This is a genomic window from Pseudomonas sp. MUP55, from assembly GCF_034043515.1.
In the GTDB taxonomy this organism is placed as follows: domain Bacteria; phylum Pseudomonadota; class Gammaproteobacteria; order Pseudomonadales; family Pseudomonadaceae; genus Aquipseudomonas.
Window position 1 is genome coordinate 5,804,976 of record NZ_CP138214.1, and the last position, 19,445, is coordinate 5,824,420.

Here is a 19,445-nt window from a genome sequence, read left to right on the forward strand (position 1 = left end):
TGGGAAGGGGCTTGCCCCCGATGGCGGTGGGTCAGCCAGAAATTTGTAACCTGATACACCGCTATCGGGGGCAAGCCCCCTCCCACAGTGGATTCGGTTTCTTCAGTTATTAAGATGTCTACGGGACTACCGATGCTATTCAACCAAGCCTCACGCCTGGCCAAGATCACCAGCCCACTCGGGCCGGATGTGCTGCTGCTCAATGAAATGGGCGGCGGTGAAGAGCTGGGCAGGCTGTTCAACTATGAGCTGCAACTGACGTCCCTGGACGCCAACATCGACCTCAACCAGCTGCTGGGCAAGCCGATGAGCGTGGGACTGCAACTGGCGGACGGCGGCGAGCGGCACTTCCATGGCATCGTCGCGCGCTGCAGCCAGAACATCGACCAGGGCCAGTTCGCCAGTTACCAGGTGACCCTGCGCCCCTGGCTGTGGCTGCTCAGCCGCACCTCCGATTGCCGGATTTTCCAGAACCTGAGCATCCCGCAGATCATCAAGCAGGTGTTTCGTGACCTCGGTTTTTCCGACTTTGAAGACGCCCTGAGCCGGCCGTATCGCGAGTGGGAATACTGCGTGCAGTACCGCGAGACCAGCTTCGATTTCGTCAGCCGCTTGATGGAACAGGAAGGCATCTACTACTTCTTCCGTCACGAACAGGACCGCCATGTGCTGGTGCTGGCCGACGCCTACGGTGCCCACACCACCGTGCCCGGCTATGGGTCGATCCCGTATTACCCCAAGGACGAGCAGCAGCGCGAACGCGACCACATGCACAACTGGCACCTGGCGCAGGAAGTGCAGCCGGGTTCGCTGGAGCTCAACGACTACGACTTCCAGCGTCCCAGCGCCAGCATTGACGTGCGCTCGGCGATGCCGCGCCCGCACACCGCCGGTGACTACCCGCTGTACGACTACCCGGGCACCTACGTGCAAAGCGCCGACGGCGAACACTACGCGCGCACCCGCATCGAAGCCCTGCAAACCCTGCACGAACAGATCGAGTTCGCCGGCAATGCCCGTGGCCTGGGTTCGGGCCACCTGTTCAGCCTCACCGGCTTCAGCCGCAAGGATCAGAACCGCGAATACCTGATCGTTGGCTGTCGCTATTACATCGTGCAGGAAAGCCTGGAAAGCGGCGGCGGCGCAGGCGGAGCGCAGTTCGAAAGCAGCCTGACCTGCATCGACGCCCAGCAAAGCTTCCGCCCGCTGGCCAGCACCCACCGGCCCATCGTCAAAGGTCCGCAGACCGCCCTGGTGGTGGGCCCCAAAGGCGAAGAAATCTGGACCGACCAGTACGGCCGCGTGAAGGTGCACTTCTACTGGGACCGCCACGACCAGTCCAACGAGAACAGCTCCTGCTGGATTCGCGTGTCGCAATCCTGGGCCGGCAAGAACTGGGGCTCGATGCAGATTCCACGGATCGGCCAGGAAGTGATCGTCAGCTTCCTCGAAGGCGACCCGGACCGACCGATCATCACCGGGCGGGTATACAACGCCGAGCAGACCGTGCCTTACGACCTGCCGGAAAACGCCACCCAGAGCGGCATGAAAAGCCGCTCCAGCAAAGGCGGCACACCGGCCAACTTCAATGAAATCCGCATGGAGGACAAGAAGGGGCTGGAGCAGTTGTATATCCATGCCGAGCGTAATCAGGACATCGTGGTGGAGGTGGACGAGAGCCATTCGGTGGGGCATGACCGTAACAAGAGTATCGGGCATAACGAGACGGTGACCATCGGCAATAACCGTCTGCGCATCGTCAAGCAGGAAGACATCCTCTCGGTGGGCCAGCGCAAGACCGACAGCATCAGCCAGAGCTACGTGATCGAAGTGGGCGAGAACCTGCGCCTGGTCTGTGGCGAAAGCATCCTGGAGCTGAACGCCAGCGGGCAGATCAACCTGACCGGCGTACAGATCAGTTTCTACGCCAGCGGCGATGCCGAGTTCAATACCGGCGGTGTCCTGCACCTGAACAACGGTGGCGGCGCGGGCGCCACGCCTGATGGCCAGGGCGTCAAAGCCAGCATCGACGCCAACATCAAAGCCGCGTTCCCCACGCCTAAAAGCTCCTGACGAGACCTGCTTCCATGACGTATCGAATCAATGAATTCCAGTTCCAGTTACCTGCCGGCGAGCTGCAGGATGCGACGATCAATATCCTCAAGTTTCCCGAACTGGGCACCTCGCTGATCGTCAGCCGCAGCCTGCTCGCCGAGGGCGAAACCCTGCACAGCAACTTCAACGACCAACTCCAGCGCCTGGAAAAACAGGTGCAGGACCTGCGCTATCAACCCGGCGTCGATGTGCGCCTGGGTGCGAATCAAGAGGTGGAAGGCATCGAGCTGCGCAGCCAGTTCAACAAGGGTAATGACAAGGTGTTCCAGTATCAGTTGGCGTTGGTGATTCCGGGCACGCGCAAGATGCTTGCGCTGAGTTATGTGAAGGCGGATGCGCTGGGTGATGCCGAAGCGGCGCATTGGGCATTGATCAAGAATTCCCTGTCGTTCGACGCTGTTTCCTGATGAGCGGCCTGCATGTCTGACGCGTTATGGGCGGCCCGAATGGGCGATGCGCTGGCCCACACTTCGATGATGGCCGACATTCTCGGCGGCGTGCTGGAGGTGGCGGCGAATATCGCGATTACTGCTGTAGCAACTGCCGCAGTGGTCGCGGCCACCGGCATTACCGTCGCCACCGGTGGGCTGGGCTGCTTCCTGTTGGGCGCGGTGGTGGGCACGATTGTCGGCCTGGCCATGAGCAAGACGGGGGCGGACAAAGGGCTGACCAAATTATGCGATGCCTTCAGTAACGCCCTGTTCCCCCCCACGGTGCAGGCCAACATTCTCACCGGCTCCACCGACACGCTCACCAACAACATTCCCGCCGCCCGCGCCGCTGGGGCGATCAGCTCCCACGTTGCACCAGCGGGTACCGAGCTTGAAGCCCCCGAGCCGGAACCCGAAGCCAGCTACCTGGACATGGCCGAAAGTTTCTTCTCGCAGATGTGGCGCCCGACCGTCGCCACGCCTGCGCCCGGCGCCGTGCCCAAGCCATTGGACGTGGTCGTGTGCATGAAGCATCCGCCGATGCCGCCGCAGTTTCTGGCCGAGGGCTCGGACAAGGTCACGATCAACGGCCAGCCGGCGGTGCGCAGCGGTGATCGCAGCACGTGTGACGCGACCGTGGTGTCATCGGGGCTGATTTCCTCCAATGTGACCGTCGGCGGCGGCACAGTGGTGGTGCGCGAGATTCGCAGCGGCAAGACGCCGGGGGTGGGGCTTGCGGTCACCGCGCTGCTGATGCTCAAGGGCGGCAAGGGCAAGTTCTTCAGCAAGCTGCCGTGCATGCTGATCGGTGGGGCCACCTCGATGGCCGTCAGCAGTGCGATGGGCGCGTTGGCCAATGCGGCAACGGGCTCGTCGAACCCGGTGCATGCCGCGACTGGCGCCAAAGTGCTGGGCGGCGATGAAGAGCTGGATTTTGCACTGCCCGGCATCCTGCCGATTGACTGGCAACGCTTCTACAGCAGTCGTGACGAGCGACAAGGCGGGCTGTTCAGCACCGGGTGGAGTGTGGCCTACGAGGTGTGTGTCAACGTCCTGCCGCATGCCGACGGCGGCGAAACGCTGGTCTACACCGACGAACAGGGTCGGCCGATCGACATGGGTAGCATTCCTCTGGGCGGTGCGGTGTTCAGCGCCGGTGAAGGCCTCGCCGTAAGGCGCCACCTCAATGGGCAGTTGCTGATCGAAAGCGATGATGGCTTGTATCGCTTGTTCGAACCTACGCCGGCCAATACGACGTTGCTGCGGCTAATCCAATTAGGCGACCGCAACGACAACCGTATTCATATCGACTACGACGAGCACGGGCGCCTGATACGCCTGCGCGATACGTTCGATCTGGTGCAAGTCGAGTTGATCCGCGATCAAGGCAATCTGGTGCGGCTCGAGCGTCTGTACCCCGATCAGCGCCGCGAAGCACTGGTCAGCTATGACTACGACACCGCCGGCAACCTGGCGCTGGTGCGCGATCCCACTGGCCAGGTGCAGCGGCGCTTCAGCTACGATGCCGGCGGGCGCATGGTGGAGCACCAGTTGCCCGCCGGATTGCGCTGCTTCTACGAATGGGCCTTGGTTGAAGACGTGGAATGGCGCGTGGCTAGGCACTGGACCGAGGAAGGCGACGCCTACCAGTTCGACTATGACTTGCAGGCCGGTATCACGCAGATTACCGATGGTTTGCAACGCGTCAGCACCCGCCACTGGAACTCCCAGCACCAGATCATTCGCTACAGCGATAACCTCGAGCAAACTTGGCTGTTTGAGTGGAATGACGAACGCCAACTACTCAGCGCGACCGACCCATTGGGTGGCCGCTACGCATACAGCTACGACGAGTCCGGGAATCTTGTCGGCGAAACCGATCCCCTGGGCCGCAGTGATTCGACCTTGTGGCTGGAGCATTGGGCTTTACCAGTCTCAGGCACGGACAGCGAGGGCAACACGTGGCACTTGCGTTATGATCAGCGAGGTAACTGCATTGCTGAAACGGACCCGCTGGGCCACGTTACGCAGTATCGCTATGACGATTGCGGGCAGTTGGTGGAGATCATCGACGCAGCCGGAAAAAGCAAAAGGATGCGCTGGAATCCATTCGGCCAACTCATTGAGCATATTGACTGCTCAGGTTACCCGACCCGTTTCAAGTATGACGAAAGAGGCTATTTGCAGACAGTCGCCGATGCATTGGGCGAACGCACAACCTTTGTTTACGATGCACGGGGCCTGGTGCTAAGTACTCAGTTACCTGATGGACGCATCGAGCACTTTCAGCGCGACATCAGCGGTCAATTGATCGCGCATACCGACTTCTCCGGGCACTCTACCTACTACCAACGCAATCGCCAGGGGCAGGTCAGCCAGCGGCTTGATACGCACGGACGCCAAGTCAACTTTGAATACGACAGCTATGGTCGCCTTAAAACCCTGTCCAACGAAAACGGTGAGCGGTACCTTTTCGCCTGGGACGCCAACGACCGCGTGGCTGAACAGCAGGACCTGGACGGTAGCGTGCGCCGCTATCACTACGACGCACTCAACAACATCAAGCGGATGGAAGCTATTCCCGCCCCACTGGGCAGCGGGATGGCATCAGTACCTGTAACACCCGAAGCACCTGTCGTGCATTGCTTTGAGCGCGACGCCGTTGGCCGCCTGCGGGTCAAGGTCACGGATGATGGACGAACGGAATACACCTACGACTCGCTGGATCAACTCAAGGCCGTCACATTTACCGACAATGCCGGCAGGCAACAAGCGGTCAACTTCGACTACGACAGCGTTGGTCAACTGATCGAAGAGAAAAGCGCGACTGGCATCCTGCACCATTCCTATGACGAGCTCGGTAACCTGAGCCAGACTTGCCTGCCTGACGGGCGCTGGCTCAACCGCTTGCATTACGGCAGTGGGCACCTCCATCAAATAAATCTCGATGGCCAGGTTATCAGCGACTTTGAGCGCGACCGCCTGCACCGCGAAGTACTGCGTACCCAGGGGCACCTCAGCACCCGTCATCACTATGACCGTTGTGGGCGATTGCGCTCCCGTGAACGAGGCCAGATCACCCGGGCGTCGGCACTTCATGCAACGGTACAAAAGCAATTCGAGTATGACCCCAGCGACAATCTGATTGGCAAGCTTGAGCAAACGTCGAGCGGCCAACGCAGGCAACTGCTGCACTACGATGCAACCGACCGGGTGGTCGCCAGCCAAGACAATCTCGTTGGCCAACGCGAAACCTATTCCTATGATGCAGCTGCAAACCTTCTCGATGGTCCGCAACCCGGTGCAGGGCTGGTTCAGCACAACAAGCTCCTGACGTATCAGGACAAACGTTATCGTTACGACGGTTTCGGTCGAATGATCGAAAAACGCAGCGCAAATCGCGGCATCCAACGCTTTGCCTATGACGCCGAACATCGCTTGATTGAGGTCCACAATGAGCACGGCGGGCAGAGGTCTGTCGTAAGAATGACCTATGACCCTTTAGGACGAAGAACTGCCAAGACGATCTACGACGGGAACGGCTATTTGTTGAGCGAGACCCGCTTCATGTGGGATGGACTGCGCCTGCTGCAAGAACACAAGTACGCCCAGACCAGCCTTTACATATACGCGGACGATAGTCACGAACCTCTCGCTCGCGTTGATGGCAGCGGCATCCAGCAGAAAGTCCGCTACTACCACAATGACCTCAACGGCCTGCCCGAACTGCTCTCGGAAGCTGAAGGTCAGACCGTCTGGCAAGCCAGCTATCAAATTTGGGGAAACACGGTTCAAGAAATCCGAGAACCTTACTACATCGAAGAACAAAACCTGAGGTTTCAGGGCCAGTACCTGGACCGTGAAACCGGCTTGCATCACAACATATTCCGTTTCTACGATCCGGATATTGGCCGCTTCACCACTCCAGACCCTATAGGCCTCGCAGGGGGGCTGAACCTTTACCTGTATTCAACCAATCCACTGACCTGGATCGACCCCTACGGCTTAAATCCTGAGGATTTGGTACGTTACAAACCCAAGACATCCGTCACACCCAAAGCGGGTGGCCGCGGTACAGCAATCAATAGGGCATGGGGCGAAGAGCGGGATCTGGTGTTACGCGGTGGCGGCTCACGAAACTGGACGGATGAAGAACGCAAGCTTATCAAGGATACGAAGAGCAACGCTCGCTTGAACTCCAAGATGTCCAAAGCGGGTTACACCGGCCACCATATCAATAGCGTCGAAGGTAACGGCGCCTTGGGCAAGGCCTGGAAGGGTGACCCGAGGAACATTGTTTTCTTGCAAAACTCGAAGCACCCAAGTGGTGTGGACGAACATTTGAACAGCCCCCAAGGGCACCGAAAGAACTATGCCAATTCAGGCAAAGGCCGATTGATCGACCGTCTTAGAACCCCTGGCAGAAAAACCGGCTGTGGTAAATAATTTCCCATTGGAGAAGAACATGAGCGCCCTCGACAACGCATTTAAAGAACTGCGCCGCGTCCACAAAAAATTCGATATCGAAGGCCGCTTCGAAAAGCGCAGTCAAGCCAATGAAAAATGGCCGCAGACGTTGCCGCGCTCGGCAGAGACCGATTATTTCTACGATAACTGCGAGCCAGTTGATGTTGAAGTTGAAACCGGTTTGACGCCGATATGCTTCTTCAATTTGAGCACTTTGGAAGACGGCCAAGTTGGCTATAAATGGGCTGGCGACTCGAACAAGACCCAGATAAACGGGAATTGGCCCGCCCAGTATCTGGTTTTCATGGACGATATTGGCGGCGGTAAACCGGTTATCGCCGTCACGGATACTCCCGGCACTTCGGTGTGGGCGAGCTACGATGTCGTCAAGCCGTTCAAGATTGCCGACTCTCTGGCTGATTTCCTCTTGGCGTTCGCCAAAACTATCGAAATTGTTCATGGAAAATTCGACATCTTTGACATTTACAACGATGACGACGAGCTTTCCGCCAAATTTGTAAAATTGTTGACCAAAGAAGTCAGCCCGTTGCTGGGCGAGGAGAACTTCGAACGCTTCTTCGATTACTTCTACGGCTAAGCAGGTTCTACCAAAGGAAGGGTTCTGATCACGCCACTTATCGACAACGTGCGACCTCTCCACTGCCTTGAGGATCCGCGACTGATCAAGCGCCTTCGAACAGCTTCGGTGAGGCCGACATCCTCGGCGGTGTGCTGGAGGTGGCGGCAAACGTGGCTATTACTGCGCTGGCGACAGCAGCGGTGGCAGCAGCGGAGCGATTCAAAAGAACCCGCACATGGCGAAATCGTTACCACCTGAGGTAATCGAACACGTGAAGCCCGGCAAGTATGGAGGTCATAAAGACACCAGCCCACCCGGTCAGTCGTGGCATCATAACGCTCAGGATCCCACGAAAATCGAACTGGTCCCCAGGCCACAACACAGAGCTAAAGGGCCTGTTCAAGCGAGTCTGCACCCTGATCAAAAGGGTGGTTTCAAAAAGCTTGGTGGAAAATGCACTTGCCCCCTATGAGGAAGTGATATGAAATTAATCTCTATTCGCGATGTTCTGACTTCGCCTGAGAACAACCCGCACGGTTGGTTCTACCTACCTCCAGACTCCGCACAGTGGAGCCCTGAGACCTCAGGCGTGTTCTCACTCGACAGTTCGGATTTCCCACCTGACTCAGACGACTATTTGCCAAAACAGGCGAAAGAGGATGGTTGGATTGCGACGCTGGAGACTTCAGCAATCGAGGACGTAGTCGACAACGCCAAAGACCAGTTGCCAGCGCCGAGTGCAGGGGATCTGTTCAACGCGTTCGTTTACTATTTCGAAAATGACGCGTTCATCGAATATTAAGTCAAACTCTCCTCACCGGCTCACCGGCCTGCGTTTTTTTGCCGGTGCGGGCGCCGCTGTGGCGTTGCAGGATAGCGCCGAAGCCGACCAGGGTGAACGCTTCCTTGCGGTGAAAGGCACGGGTGATTTCTTCGAGGAAGGCATTGAGTACGCGGTTGGCCTGTTCTTTGAGAAAAAGTGAGCGCGGAAAGGGAGAAGGAACGCCTAACCGAGGTTCAGCGTTCAACACGCCAGGCACAGGAACTTAGCCTTGTCAGACGCACTTTGGGCCGCCCGAATGGGCGATGCGCTGGCCCACACTTCGATGATGGCCGACATTCTCGGCGGCGTGCTGGAGGTGGCGGCGAATATCGCGATTACTGCTGTAGCAACTGCCGCAGTGGTCGCGGCCACCGGCATTACCGTCGCCACCGGTGGGCTGGGCTGCTTCCTGTTGGGCGCGGTGGTGGGCACGATTGTCGGCCTGGCCATGAGCAAGACGGGGGCGGACAAAGGGCTGACCAAATTATGCGATGCCTTCAGTAACGCCCTGTTCCCCCCCACGGTGCAGGCCAACATTCTCACCGGCTCCACCGACACGCTCACCAACAACATTCCCGCCGCCCGCGCCGCTGGGGCGATCAGCTCCCACGTTGCACCAGCGGGTACCGAGCTTGAACCCCCCGAGCCGGAACCCGAAGCCAGCTACCTGGACATGGCCGAAAGTTTCTTCTCGCAGATGTGGCGCCCGACCGTCGCCACGCCTGCGCCCGGCGCCGTGCCCAAGCCATTGGACGTGGTCGTGTGCATGAAGCACCCGCCGATGCCGCCGCAGTTTCTGGCCGAGGGCTCGGACAAGGTCACGATCAACGGTCAGCCGGCGGTGCGCAGCGGTGATCGCAGCACGTGTGATGCGACCGTGGTGTCTTCCGGGTTGATTTCCTCCAATGTGACCATCGGCGGCGGCACAGTGGTGGTGCGCGAGATTCGCAGCGGCAAGACGCCGGGGGTCGGGCTTGCGGTCACGGCGCTGCTGATGCTCAAGGGCGGCAAGGGCAAGTTCTTCAGCAAGCTGCCGTGCATGCTGATCGGTGGGGCCACCTCGATGGCCGTCAGCAGTGCGATGGGCGCGTTGGCCAATGCGGCAACGGGCTCTTCTAACCCGGTGCATGCCGCGACTGGCGCCAAAGTGCTGGGCGACGATGAAGAGCTGGATTTTGCACTGCCCGGCATCTTGCCGATTGACTGGCAACGCTTCTACAACAGCCGTGACGAGCGCACCGGCAGCCTGTTCGGCGCGGGCTGGAGCGTGCCGTATGAGGTGTGCGTCGAGGTCCGTCCTCATCCCGAAGGCGGCGAAACGCTGGTGTACACCGACGAGCAGGGGCGCCCTATCGACATGGGTTCCATCCCCCTGGGCGGTGCAGTGTTCAGCGCCGGTGAAGGCCTTGCCGTACGGCGGCACCTCAACGGGCAGTTGTTGATCGAAAGTGATGACGGCCTGTATCGCTTGTTTGAACCCACGCCGACCCATGCTGCGCTGTTGCGCCTGGTTCAGCTGGGTGATCGCAACGACAACCGTATTCATGTCGACTATGACCCAGCCGGGCGCCTGCTGCGGCTGCGCGATACGTTCGACCTGGTGCAGGTTGAGCTGATCCGCGACCTCGATGCCTTGACCCGGATCGAACGCCTGTACCCCGACCAACGCCGCGAAGTGCTGGTCAGCTATGAGTATGACGTGGCCGGTCAGTTGGCTGTGGTTCGCGATGCCACCGGGCAGGTTCAACGGCGCTTCACCTACGATGCCGGACGCCGGATGGTGGAGCATCAGTTACCCACTGGATTGCGCTGCTTCTATGAGTGGGCTCTGGTAGAGGGCCTGGAATGGCGAGTCGTGCGTCACTGGACCGACGAGGGCGACACGTACCAGTTCGACTATGACCTGCAGGCCGGCCTCACCCGCATCACCGACGGTTTGCAGCGTGTCAGTACGCGCCTGTGGAACACCCAGCACCAGATCATTCGCTACAGCGACAACCTTGGCCAAACCTGGCTGTTCGACTGGGATGACGAACGCCAATTGCTCAGCGCCATCAACCCATTGGGAGGCCGCTACGAATACAGCTACGACGAGTCCGGCAACCTTATCGGTGAAACCGACCCGCTGGGCCGCAGCGACTCCACCCTGTGGCTGGAGCATTGGGCGCTACCGCTGGTGGAAACCGACGCCGCCGGCAACAGTTGGCAGTATCGCTACGACCAACGCGGCAACTGCATTGCCGAAACCGATCCGCTGGGGCATAGCACCCGTTACGTTTATGACACCCACGGCCAGGTCGTGGAAATCATCGACGCCACCGGCAAGAGCAAGAAGCTGCGCTGGAACCCGTTCGGGCAATTGGTTGAACATATCGACTGCTCAGGTTATCCGACACGGTTCAGCTACGACGAACGCGGCTTCTTGCAGGCCATCACCGACGCCCTCGGCGAGCGCACTCAATTTCGCTATGACGCCCAGGGCCGCTTGCTCAGCAGCCAGTTGCCGGACGGTCGTACCGAACAGTTCCAACGCGACATCAACGGCCAACTGCTGGGTTACACCGACCCTGCCGGGCACACCACGCTCTACCAGCACAACCGGCGTGGCCAGGTCAGCCAGCGCACCGACGCCCATGGCCGACAGGTGCAGTTTGGCTATGACAGCTACGGGCGCCTGCAAGCGCTGGTCAACGAGAACGGCGAACGTTATCGGTTTGCCTGGGATGCCGGGGATCGGTTGGCTGAGCAGCAAGACCTTGATGGCAGTGCCAAACGCTACGATTACGACCGGCTGGACAACATCACCACCGTGACCGCCATCCCGGCACCGTTTGGCAATGGACTGGCGATTGTTCCCGAAACACCGCCCGCGCCCATCGTGCATAGGCTGGCGCGCGATGCGGTCGGCCGACTGATTACTAAAACCACCGACGATGGTCGTACCGACTACAGCTACGACGAAGTCGATCAGCTGACGGCCGTCACCTTCACCGACCTGCAAGGCAATACCCAAGCCCTGGGGTTCAGTTACGACCCGCTCGGCCAGTTGCTTGCCGAACAGAGCTCGGCGGGCAGCCTGCAACACCACTACGACGAACTCGGCAACCTGATCCAGACCCAATTGCCGGATGGCCGCTGGCTCAATCGCCTGTACTACGGCAGCGGCCACCTGCACCAGATCAACCTTGATGGCCAAGTGATCAGCGACTTCGAACGCGACCGCCTGCACCGCGAAGTCCTGCGTACTCAAGGCCAACTCAGCACCCGCAGCGAGTACGACCGCAGCGGCCGACTGCGCTCACGCCAGCGCCGCCTGGCAAGTCAGCCCTCGCTGATGCCAGCCGCCGCGCAAAAGCAGTTCGAGTACGACCCCGCCGACAACCTGATCGGCAAACTCGACCAACAACCCGCCGCACAGCACCGCCAGCTGCTGCACTACGACGCCACCGGCCGCATCATCGCCAGCCAGGACAGCCTGCATGGCCAGCGCGAAACCTTCGCCTACGACGCCGCCGCCAACCTGCTCGACGGCCCGCAGGCCGGTGCCGGGTTGGTGGTGCACAACAAGCTGCTGACGTATCAGGACAAGCGTTATCGCTATGACGCGTTTGGGCGGATGATTGAAAAACGCAGCGCTAAACGGGGTGTGCAGCGGTTTGCGTATGACGCTGAAAGCCGACTGATTGAAGTGCGTAATGACGATGGCAGCGTGGTCAGGATGGCTTATGACGCGCTGGGACGCAGGGTTGAGAAAACCGAGCATGGCAGCGATGGTTATCCGCTGGGGGAAACACGGTTTACCTGGGATGGCTTACGGCTGTTGCAGGAGCATAAACACAGCCAGACCAGCCTTTATGTGTATCAGGACGAAGGCTACGAGCCATTGGCCCGCGTCGACGGAAGCGGACCGCTGCAGAAAATTCGTTATTACCACAATGATCTGAACGGGCTGCCGGAACAGTTGACCGAAGCAGACGGACACTACGTCTGGCGGGCGACCTATCGGGTGTGGGGTAATACGCTGGAAGAGGTGCGCGAGCCTTATTACCTAGAGGAACAAAATCTACGGTTTCAGGGACAGTACCTGGACCGGGAGACGGGGCTGCATTACAACCTGTTCCGATATTACGATCCAGACATAGGTCGTTTTACTACCCCGGACCCCATAGATCTGGAGGGCGGGCTCAATCTGTACCAATATTCGCCTAACCCTTTTACCTGGATTGATCCGTGGGGTCTCAAAACCTGCTATCACAAGAGAACAAAGGGTGAAATCAAAAAAATCCGTGCTAACTTTGGCAAGAAAGGCGGAGCTAAAGAGAAGTACCTGAAGAAGATGGCAAAAGACCCAAGCTCAGTTCAAAAATACGGTCAGGCGGGGGTTGATAGAATGAAAAAAGGCCAAGTTCCAGAGGGTTTTGACGTACACCACAAAAAGCCGATATTCCGAGGCGGTAATAATCGCCAAAGTAACTTGGTACTCATGGACAAGGGTTACCATAAAGCGAATAGCAAAGCCCTACATTGGTATCCAGAGGGGGAGAATCCATATGGACTCAATTAAAGACGCATGCTGTCAGGTCTGTCACAAAACTTTTGGACTTGATGCACAACAGTTGAAGCTTGTCGAACCGATGGTAGCGAAGGGCCAACGCTTCATCATGATCGAATGTCCGAAGTGTGGTTCCTCGACTCAATACGTTAAAGCTGAGGACCCTGTCGCAACCTCCCATCCCGCTCAAAACTATCGATGCCCAGTTACTCAATGCATAGGCTGGGTCGATCTGATAGATGAGAAGGCTCGGCCTTTCTGGGGTTGCGGAGAATGCGGGAGTGTCTGGTACGAAGAGAAAAATCTACAAAAAGAAATTACAGGCATTGTTGCACTGCATCCTTACAGAGCGCGGAGTTACAAACAACAGAACGGAAAGTGGATTCCGGGGGATCTAAATTCAGAGCCTGATGATTACGAGGAGATGGTTGGTAAAGAACCAACTGACGAGCATGATGGGCTGGTCAGGGGATAACAGCCGCTACCAAATAACATAGACCGAAGCAGCTGTCTTACAAAAAAAATGGGCACCCAACCCAGTTGGCGTGCCCATTTTTTATACCCGCCCGCCTCCCTTCAGGCGGTACCACCTTTTACGGGTTGACGCTGTCTTTGAGCGACTTGCCCGGTTTGAACGCTACGGTGTCGCTCGCCTTGATCTTCGCCTGCATCCTTGCCAGCCAGGACAGCCTGCATAGCTAGCGCGAAACCTTCCCCTACGACGCCGCCGCCAACCTGCTCGACGGCCCGCAGGCTGGTGCCGGGTTGGTGGTGCACACCAAGCTGCTGACGTATCACGATAAGCGTTATCGGTACGACGCCTTTGGCCGGATGATTGAAAAACGCAGCGCTAAACGGGGTGTGCAGCGGTTTTCGTATGACGCTGAAAGCCGATTGATTGAAGTGCGTAATGACGACGGCCGCGTGGTCAGGATGGCCTAAACCCAAAATCTTGCTTATAAACGCATGATGGCGGCACCGACGAAAGGCAATATGCAGGTATGGGAAAGATTTAAATAGGAAAGTATTTCAAACGCCGAGGAAAACTACATCCGGGTAACAAATGTAGACACTGACATAAGGATTACTTTATGCGAGTCGCTACGACATCGGACTCACCGAGCTGGACCAAAGTCTTTGAGATCACCGACGGGTTAAATGGCTCGAGCGAGACGCTCGAAAAAAGTATCCCACGCTCGACTGGGAACTGGCGGTCTGTATGCGATGCCTGCCGAAGGCCCTAGAACGTAAGACATTTTGCCGTTACTACGCCAAAGACAAAATGTTCGGTCTCGATATTGCCATGAATGAGGAAAATTTTATTCCGCATAAAAAAGATATGGTCGCTCAGCGCAAATTATTAGTGCGGCGTTTATTACTTTTTTATTGAGAGCATTAAAAAATACGAGAAAAAACTGCCTAATCTCCAGCCGGTTTCAGCGGCGCTGATCGCGGACGTACAGAAATGGTGCGCCCAACATGGGTGGACGGTCTGAGATCGAACCATTTGCCAAGATCGCATCGCAGGCCACAGATCAACCTTCAAACGTTGACGCTGTGGCCTGAGATTATTGATTGGCACTACCGAAGTTTCACTCTTCGTCTTCTACAATTGCGGTCCTCGACGCTATCAACACCTTGGTCATCTTGTTCATGTAAGCGTAACGCCCTTCAATATCTTTCATACGTGACTCATCAGTCGGCGCTTGCGACGAGTCGAGTGCAACATAAGGTTTGTAAACAATCCCGTAGCGTTCTCCAATGGATTCCATCTGTTCTTCTATGGCGTCCATTCTTTTCTCAAGTGCCGTAAGCCTTGAAGGAGTGTCAGTGGGCGCACTCGGGTCTTTACCCACAGCCTTCGCGTTTTTCCCTTCGTTGATGGAAAGAATATTGTTGACCATCAGCTCGGTTTTTATTTCGGCGCCTTCAAGACGCGCGTCCAATTTTTGCTGTTGCGTCGCGGACGGGTCTACCGTAGTGACAGTGCCATCCGCGTTCTTTTTTTCTGCACCCGGCATTTCAGCTTGCGCATCAATTCTGTCCGCGATGGCTTTAGAGCCTACATGCTCTGCCACACTGAAGGGCAATTGAATCAATGTACCTACGGATGCACTTAATAAGGAGTTGCGCACGCTGGACGCCAGTTGACTGGATAATGGCGTGAACGCATTTGCGTTGTGTAAGTTGCCAATGGATTGCGAGTTATTGACGGCGCCCTGCACACCCTTTGACCCACCTGTTGGTTTTGGGGACTTGGGTGCCACCGAAGGCTTCGCTGGTTCTGCCGGCTTAGATGGCACCGGGGGCTTCGCTGGTTCTGCCGGCTTCGATGGCACCGGGGACTTCGCTGGTTTTTCCATGCTAGGTGGCAGGGGCATGGGGTCCTTGGGGGCCTTTGGAGGCTTGCGGGGCTTAAACCTAAAGCCTGCGCGCTTATATCTGGCCTGATTCTCTTGATCACTTGCGGCGGGGTATCGGGACAAGCGACCATCTTCGTTATTCAGGCTCTGTTCAACGTGCGAACGGTCTGGAGCTGCCACATGATTGCCTGAAACTGCTGAAGTGGTAACACCTGGTTTTTTTGACTGAACCGTTGGAACAAGTAGCGGAATATATGACTGGTCGGACACTTTCATAAATAGACCTCTAAGTAATTATTAGAGAGGGCTCCCTGCAACCTCGAAACCTAAGTGACGCTTCGCACAAATAAGTTCCAAAACTATAACTACTTAGACAATAAAAACATTCGCAAACGCACATCACAACTTGCGCAGCAAGTTCCTAAAATACATAAAATGAAACCATACAACAGCTCAACAACTTTTCTTCTTCCCACAGAAAATGGGCACCCAACCCCGTCGGCGTGCCCATTTCTCCTACCGCCCCGCCCCCTTTCGAGACGGTACTGCCGGTTACTCGTTAACGGTATCTTTCAGCGACTTGCCTGGCTTGAACGCAACAGTGTTGCTGGCCTTGATTTTCACCGGCTCACCGGTCTGTGGGTTTTTGCCGGTGCGGGCGCCGCGGTGGCGTTGCAGGAAGGTGCCGAAGCCAACCAGGGTGACGCTGTCCTTGCGGTGCAGGGCGCCGGTGATTTCTTCGAGAACGGCGTTGAGTACGCGGTTGGCCTGTTCTTTGGTGAGATCGGCTTTTTCCGCGATGGCGGCGGCGAGATCTGGTTTACGCATGTGTGAAGCCTCTTTGACGGTTTTTTGTTGTTATGTCCGTGCTGCTCTCTGGTGGAGCAGCGCCAAGGCGCCGCAGGCTCTACTCTGCGGCAGACGGGAGTGAGGATGGCATGCCCTCGCACGCTCCGCCAGTGTCGCCGCGACCTTTCTAAGGGTAAGAAGGGGCTTATTCCGACAGAACGACCGGCATTTACGCCAGCAGCGGCGGAAGTTCCTTGTTCAATGCCAGTTTTTCCATGACCGCGGTGCCGGTCAGTGCGTAGCCCAGCAGGCGGCCGCTGGCGTCGCGGCACAGGGCCTTGATATCGGCGCCCTCGCCTTCGACGCTCCACACGCCTTCGCTGCCGCGTGGCGGTGGCGAGACCACCAGCGGACAGATTGGGGTTTTCACGGTAATCGGCATCGGCCCGTAGCTGACGGCCGTGGCGTTGCCAGCCAGGGTCTGGGCCAAGGCGCGGGCGCAGCTCATGAGCGGCATCACGTACAGCAGGTTCAAGCCGTCGACTTCGGCGCAGTCGCCCAAAGCGTAGATATTGGCGTGAGAGGTCTTGAGGTGACGGTCCACCATGATGCCGCGGTTGACTTGCAGGCCGGCTGCCGCTGCCAGGTCTATGCGCGGGCGCAGGCCGATGGCGGAAACCACCAGGTCGCAATGAATCACTTCACCGTCGGACAGATGGGCTTCGAGGCCGTCAGCACTGCGCTGTAGACGGTTGAGCACCGGCCCCAGGTGGAAACGCGCGCCAATCCCTTGCAGCCCGGCTTGCACCGCAGCCGCAGCCGACGGGTGCAGCAGGGTCGGCATGACTTGCTCACACGGCGCGACCAGGTCGACCTCATAACCACCCAGGATCAGGTCGTTGGCAAATTCGCAGCCGATCAGGCCGGCGCCCAGCACCAGCACGCGGCGTTTGCCGGCAGCCGCGGCGCGGAAGCGGGCGTAGTCTTCGAGATCGTTGATCGGGAAAATCAGTTCGGCGCCATCGCCTTCGACCGGCACGCGGACGGTCTCTGCGCCCCACGCCAGGATCAGGTCGCGGTAGACCACCGATTCCTCGCCGATCCACAGGCGCTTGTGGCCTGGGTCGATGCCGCTGATGCGCGTGTGGGTGCGCACTTGCGCCTTGAGTTGCTCGGCCATGGCGCCAGGTTCAGCCATGCTCAGGCCATCGGCTTCCTTGTTCTTGCCAAAACCGGTGGAGAGCATGGGCTTGGAGTAGGAGCGCCCATCATCTGCGGTGATCAGCAGCAATGGAGTGTCGCTGTCGAGCTTGCGAAACTCCCGGGCTACGTTGTAACCGGCCAATCCTGTGCCGATGATCACGACAGGTGAGTTCATTCCTTTCTCCTTGTAGTACGTTTCGTAAACTTCAAATTAGCCGATTTCGATCATTTCGAAATCCATCTTGCCCACGCCGCAGTCTGGGCACAGCCAGTCTTCGGGGACATCTTCCCAACGGGTGCCGGGCACAATTCCGTCATCCGGCCAGCCATCCGCTTCGTTGTAGATCAGGCCACAGACGATACATTGCCACTTCTTCATTACGTGCTTCCTCAGGGTCCAGGCATCTTGGCCGACGGTCGATAACCTGCGCTGCCGCTCGGCTCAGGGCGTTTTGTACTGATCGCAGCCGGCAGATGCAAGCACGATCGGCGTAAACGGCCGGTTCAGCCCGGCAAAAATTCAGGACGCCATGGTAAGCTCGCCGCCTCTTTTGCTGCCAAAATTGACTCGCCGTGCCGCACTCAATCGCCCCTTCCGCTGCTTGCCAATGGCTGTCCCAGAGCCGTCTAAGCCCAATGCCTGCGCCCTTGACCCTCGATTGGCTGTTCGATGAGGGCTCGCTGACGCGCAGGCTGACCGGGCTGTCCAACGACATCTTCAGCGTGACGCCACTGCTCGAAGGCTGGCAGCCGTTGCGCGACGATGAATGTGCGGCGCTGGACCTGCCTCGAGCGAGCATTGGCTGGGTGCGCGAGGTGTATCTGCGCGGGCATGACCAGCCTTGGGTATTTGCCCGCAGTGTCGCGTCACGCAGCGCCTTGCAGGGCGATGGCTTGCACATGGACGAACTGGGCAGCCGGTCGCTGGGCGAGTTGTTGTTCTGCGACCGCGCCTTTACCCGCCAGCCCATCGAGGTGTGCCATTACCCAGGGCAATGGCTGCCCGCGGCGGACCAGGCCGACGGGCTGTGGGCGCGCCGCTCGCGCTTTGATCGCGGATCGTTGAGCGTGCTGGTGGCGGAAGTCTTCCTGCCGAGTTTCTGGCATGCGCTGCATGACCATCCGGAGAACCGCTGATGTACCAACGTGTGCTCAAATCCTTGAATCGCCTGAACCCCAGGGCCTGGGATTTCATTCAACTGACGCGCATGGACAAGCCTATCGGCATCTACCTGCTGCTGTGGCCGACGCTATGGGCGCTGTGGATCGCCGGCAAGGGCTCGCCGTCGCTGCTCAATATCGTGATTTTCGTGCTGGGCGTGGTGCTGACCCGCGCCGGTGGCTGCGTGATCAATGACTGGGCCGACCGCAAGGTCGACGGCCATGTGAAGCGCACCGAGCAGCGTCCGCTGGTCAGCGGCAAGATCAGTTCGAAAGAGGCGCTGGTGTTTTTCGCGCTGCTGATGGGCATCAGCTTCCTGCTGGTGCTGCTGACCAACGCCAGCACCATCCTGCTGTCACTTGGCGGGCTGGCGCTGGCGGCGAGTTACCCGTTCATGAAGCGCTACACCTACTACCCGCAGGTGGTGTTGGGCGCGGCGTTTTCGTGGGGCATGCCGATGGCGTTCACTGCCGAGACCGGCCATCTGCCGGCCGAGGCGTGGCTGCTGTACATCGCCAACCTGTTATGGACGGTGGGTTACGACACCTATTACGCGATGACCGACCGCGACGACGACCTGAAAATCGGGGTGAAATCCACCGCGATCCTGTTCGGTGATGCTGACCGGGTAATCATCCTCACGCTGCAGGGCCTGGCGCTGGTGTGTCTGTTGCTGGCGGGGGCCCGGTTCGAGCTGGGCGGCTGGTTCCACCTCGGGTTGCTGGCGGCAGCGGGCTGTTTTGCCTGGGAGTTCTGGTATACCCGCGACAGGGACCGCATGAAGTGCTTCAAGGCGTTTTTACATAACCATTGGGCGGGGTTGGCGATTTTCGTGGGGATTGTGGCTGACTACGCGTGGCGATGAGAGGCTTGCGGCGACTGTTCTGACGCTATCGGGGGCAAGCCCCCTCCCACATTTGAAAGCGTTCGCAGATCAAGTGTGGGAGGGGGCTTGCCCCC

14 protein-coding genes and 2 pseudogenes are annotated in these 19,445 nt (G+C 58.3%); 10 read left to right on the plus strand and 6 right to left on the minus strand.

Annotated elements, in window-relative coordinates; genetic code table 11:
* Nucleotides 1-132: 132 nt before the first annotated feature.
* The 5 genes from SC318_RS26310 (at nucleotide 133) to SC318_RS26330 (ending at nucleotide 8,395) form a co-directional block, all read left to right on the plus strand.
* Nucleotides 133-2,073, plus strand: coding sequence for a type VI secretion system Vgr family protein (locus SC318_RS26310; protein ID WP_320429042.1), 1,941 nt, complete (start codon nucleotides 133-135; stop codon nucleotides 2,071-2,073).
* Between the two features lie 14 nt (nucleotides 2,074-2,087).
* The gene (locus SC318_RS26315; RefSeq protein ID WP_320429043.1) at nucleotides 2,088-2,522 is read left to right on the plus strand and encodes a DcrB-related protein; all 435 of its coding nucleotides are present in this window, start codon (nucleotides 2,088-2,090) and stop codon (nucleotides 2,520-2,522) included.
* A 12-nt stretch (nucleotides 2,523-2,534) separates the two neighbouring features.
* A complete protein-coding gene (locus SC318_RS26320; protein WP_320429044.1) occupies nucleotides 2,535-6,992 on the plus strand; it encodes an RHS repeat-associated core domain-containing protein in 4,458 nt (1,485 codons plus the stop codon).
* A 19-nt stretch (nucleotides 6,993-7,011) separates the two neighbouring features.
* Nucleotides 7,012-7,611, plus strand: a complete 600-nt coding sequence (locus tag SC318_RS26325) for a hypothetical protein (protein ID WP_320429045.1) — start codon at nucleotides 7,012-7,014, stop codon at nucleotides 7,609-7,611.
* Nucleotides 7,612-8,074: 463 nt separating this feature from the next.
* The gene (locus SC318_RS26330; RefSeq protein WP_320429046.1) at nucleotides 8,075-8,395 is read left to right on the plus strand and encodes a DUF7716 domain-containing protein; all 321 of its coding nucleotides are present in this window, start codon (nucleotides 8,075-8,077) and stop codon (nucleotides 8,393-8,395) included.
* 1 nt (nucleotide 8,396) lies between these two features.
* On the opposite strand, the gene SC318_RS26335 is transcribed toward SC318_RS26330, so the two are convergent.
* A complete protein-coding gene (locus SC318_RS26335; RefSeq protein ID WP_320429047.1) occupies nucleotides 8,397-8,621 on the minus strand; it encodes an HU family DNA-binding protein in 225 nt (74 codons plus the stop codon).
* 24 nt (nucleotides 8,622-8,645) lie between these two features.
* On the opposite strand from SC318_RS26335, the gene SC318_RS26340 reads away from it, so the two are divergent.
* Both SC318_RS26340 and SC318_RS26345 read left to right on the plus strand, forming a co-directional pair.
* Nucleotides 8,646-12,980 (plus strand): RHS repeat-associated core domain-containing protein, encoded by a 4,335-nt coding sequence (locus tag SC318_RS26340; RefSeq protein WP_320429048.1) that lies wholly within the window; start codon nucleotides 8,646-8,648, stop codon nucleotides 12,978-12,980.
* Nucleotides 12,967-13,443 carry a hypothetical protein gene (locus SC318_RS26345; protein WP_320429049.1) on the plus strand — a complete coding sequence of 159 codons (477 nt, stop codon included), beginning with the start codon at nucleotides 12,967-12,969 and terminating at the stop codon, nucleotides 13,441-13,443. Before SC318_RS26340 ends, SC318_RS26345 begins: the two co-directional genes overlap by 14 nt.
* A gap of 118 nt (nucleotides 13,444-13,561) precedes the next feature.
* Here SC318_RS26345 and SC318_RS26350 read toward each other — a convergent pair.
* Nucleotides 13,562-13,630 (minus strand): annotated as a pseudogene (locus tag SC318_RS26350) (integration host factor); the annotation flags it as partial.
* A gap of 7 nt (nucleotides 13,631-13,637) precedes the next feature.
* On the opposite strand from SC318_RS26350, the pseudogene SC318_RS27160 reads away from it, so the two are divergent.
* Nucleotides 13,638-13,904, plus strand: a pseudogene (locus SC318_RS27160) (hypothetical protein); the annotation flags it as partial.
* Between the two features lie 656 nt (nucleotides 13,905-14,560).
* Here SC318_RS27160 and SC318_RS26360 read toward each other — a convergent pair.
* The 4 genes from SC318_RS26360 to SC318_RS26375 form a co-directional block, all read right to left on the minus strand.
* Nucleotides 14,561-15,607: a hypothetical protein gene (locus tag SC318_RS26360; protein WP_320429051.1), complete on the minus strand. Its 1,047-nt coding sequence runs from the start codon at nucleotides 15,605-15,607 to the stop codon at nucleotides 14,561-14,563.
* Nucleotides 15,608-15,883: 276 nt separating this feature from the next.
* Nucleotides 15,884-16,159, minus strand: a complete 276-nt coding sequence (locus SC318_RS26365) for an HU family DNA-binding protein (RefSeq protein WP_320429052.1) — start codon at nucleotides 16,157-16,159, stop codon at nucleotides 15,884-15,886.
* A 190-nt stretch (nucleotides 16,160-16,349) separates the two neighbouring features.
* Nucleotides 16,350-17,498 (minus strand): NAD(P)/FAD-dependent oxidoreductase, encoded by a 1,149-nt coding sequence (locus SC318_RS26370; protein ID WP_320429053.1) that lies wholly within the window; start codon nucleotides 17,496-17,498, stop codon nucleotides 16,350-16,352.
* Between the two features lie 36 nt (nucleotides 17,499-17,534).
* Nucleotides 17,535-17,702, minus strand: a complete 168-nt coding sequence (locus SC318_RS26375) for a rubredoxin (RefSeq protein ID WP_065953270.1) — start codon at nucleotides 17,700-17,702, stop codon at nucleotides 17,535-17,537.
* Between the two features lie 194 nt (nucleotides 17,703-17,896).
* Between SC318_RS26375 and SC318_RS26380 the strand changes: the two genes are divergently transcribed.
* Nucleotides 17,897-18,460, plus strand: a complete 564-nt coding sequence (locus SC318_RS26380) for a chorismate lyase (RefSeq protein ID WP_320429054.1) — start codon at nucleotides 17,897-17,899, stop codon at nucleotides 18,458-18,460.
* Nucleotides 18,460-19,350 carry a 4-hydroxybenzoate octaprenyltransferase gene (ubiA, locus tag SC318_RS26385; protein WP_320429055.1) on the plus strand — a complete coding sequence of 297 codons (891 nt, stop codon included), beginning with the start codon at nucleotides 18,460-18,462 and terminating at the stop codon, nucleotides 19,348-19,350. Before SC318_RS26380 ends, ubiA begins: the two co-directional genes overlap by 1 nt.
* The last annotated feature ends 95 nt before the right edge of the window (nucleotides 19,351-19,445 follow it).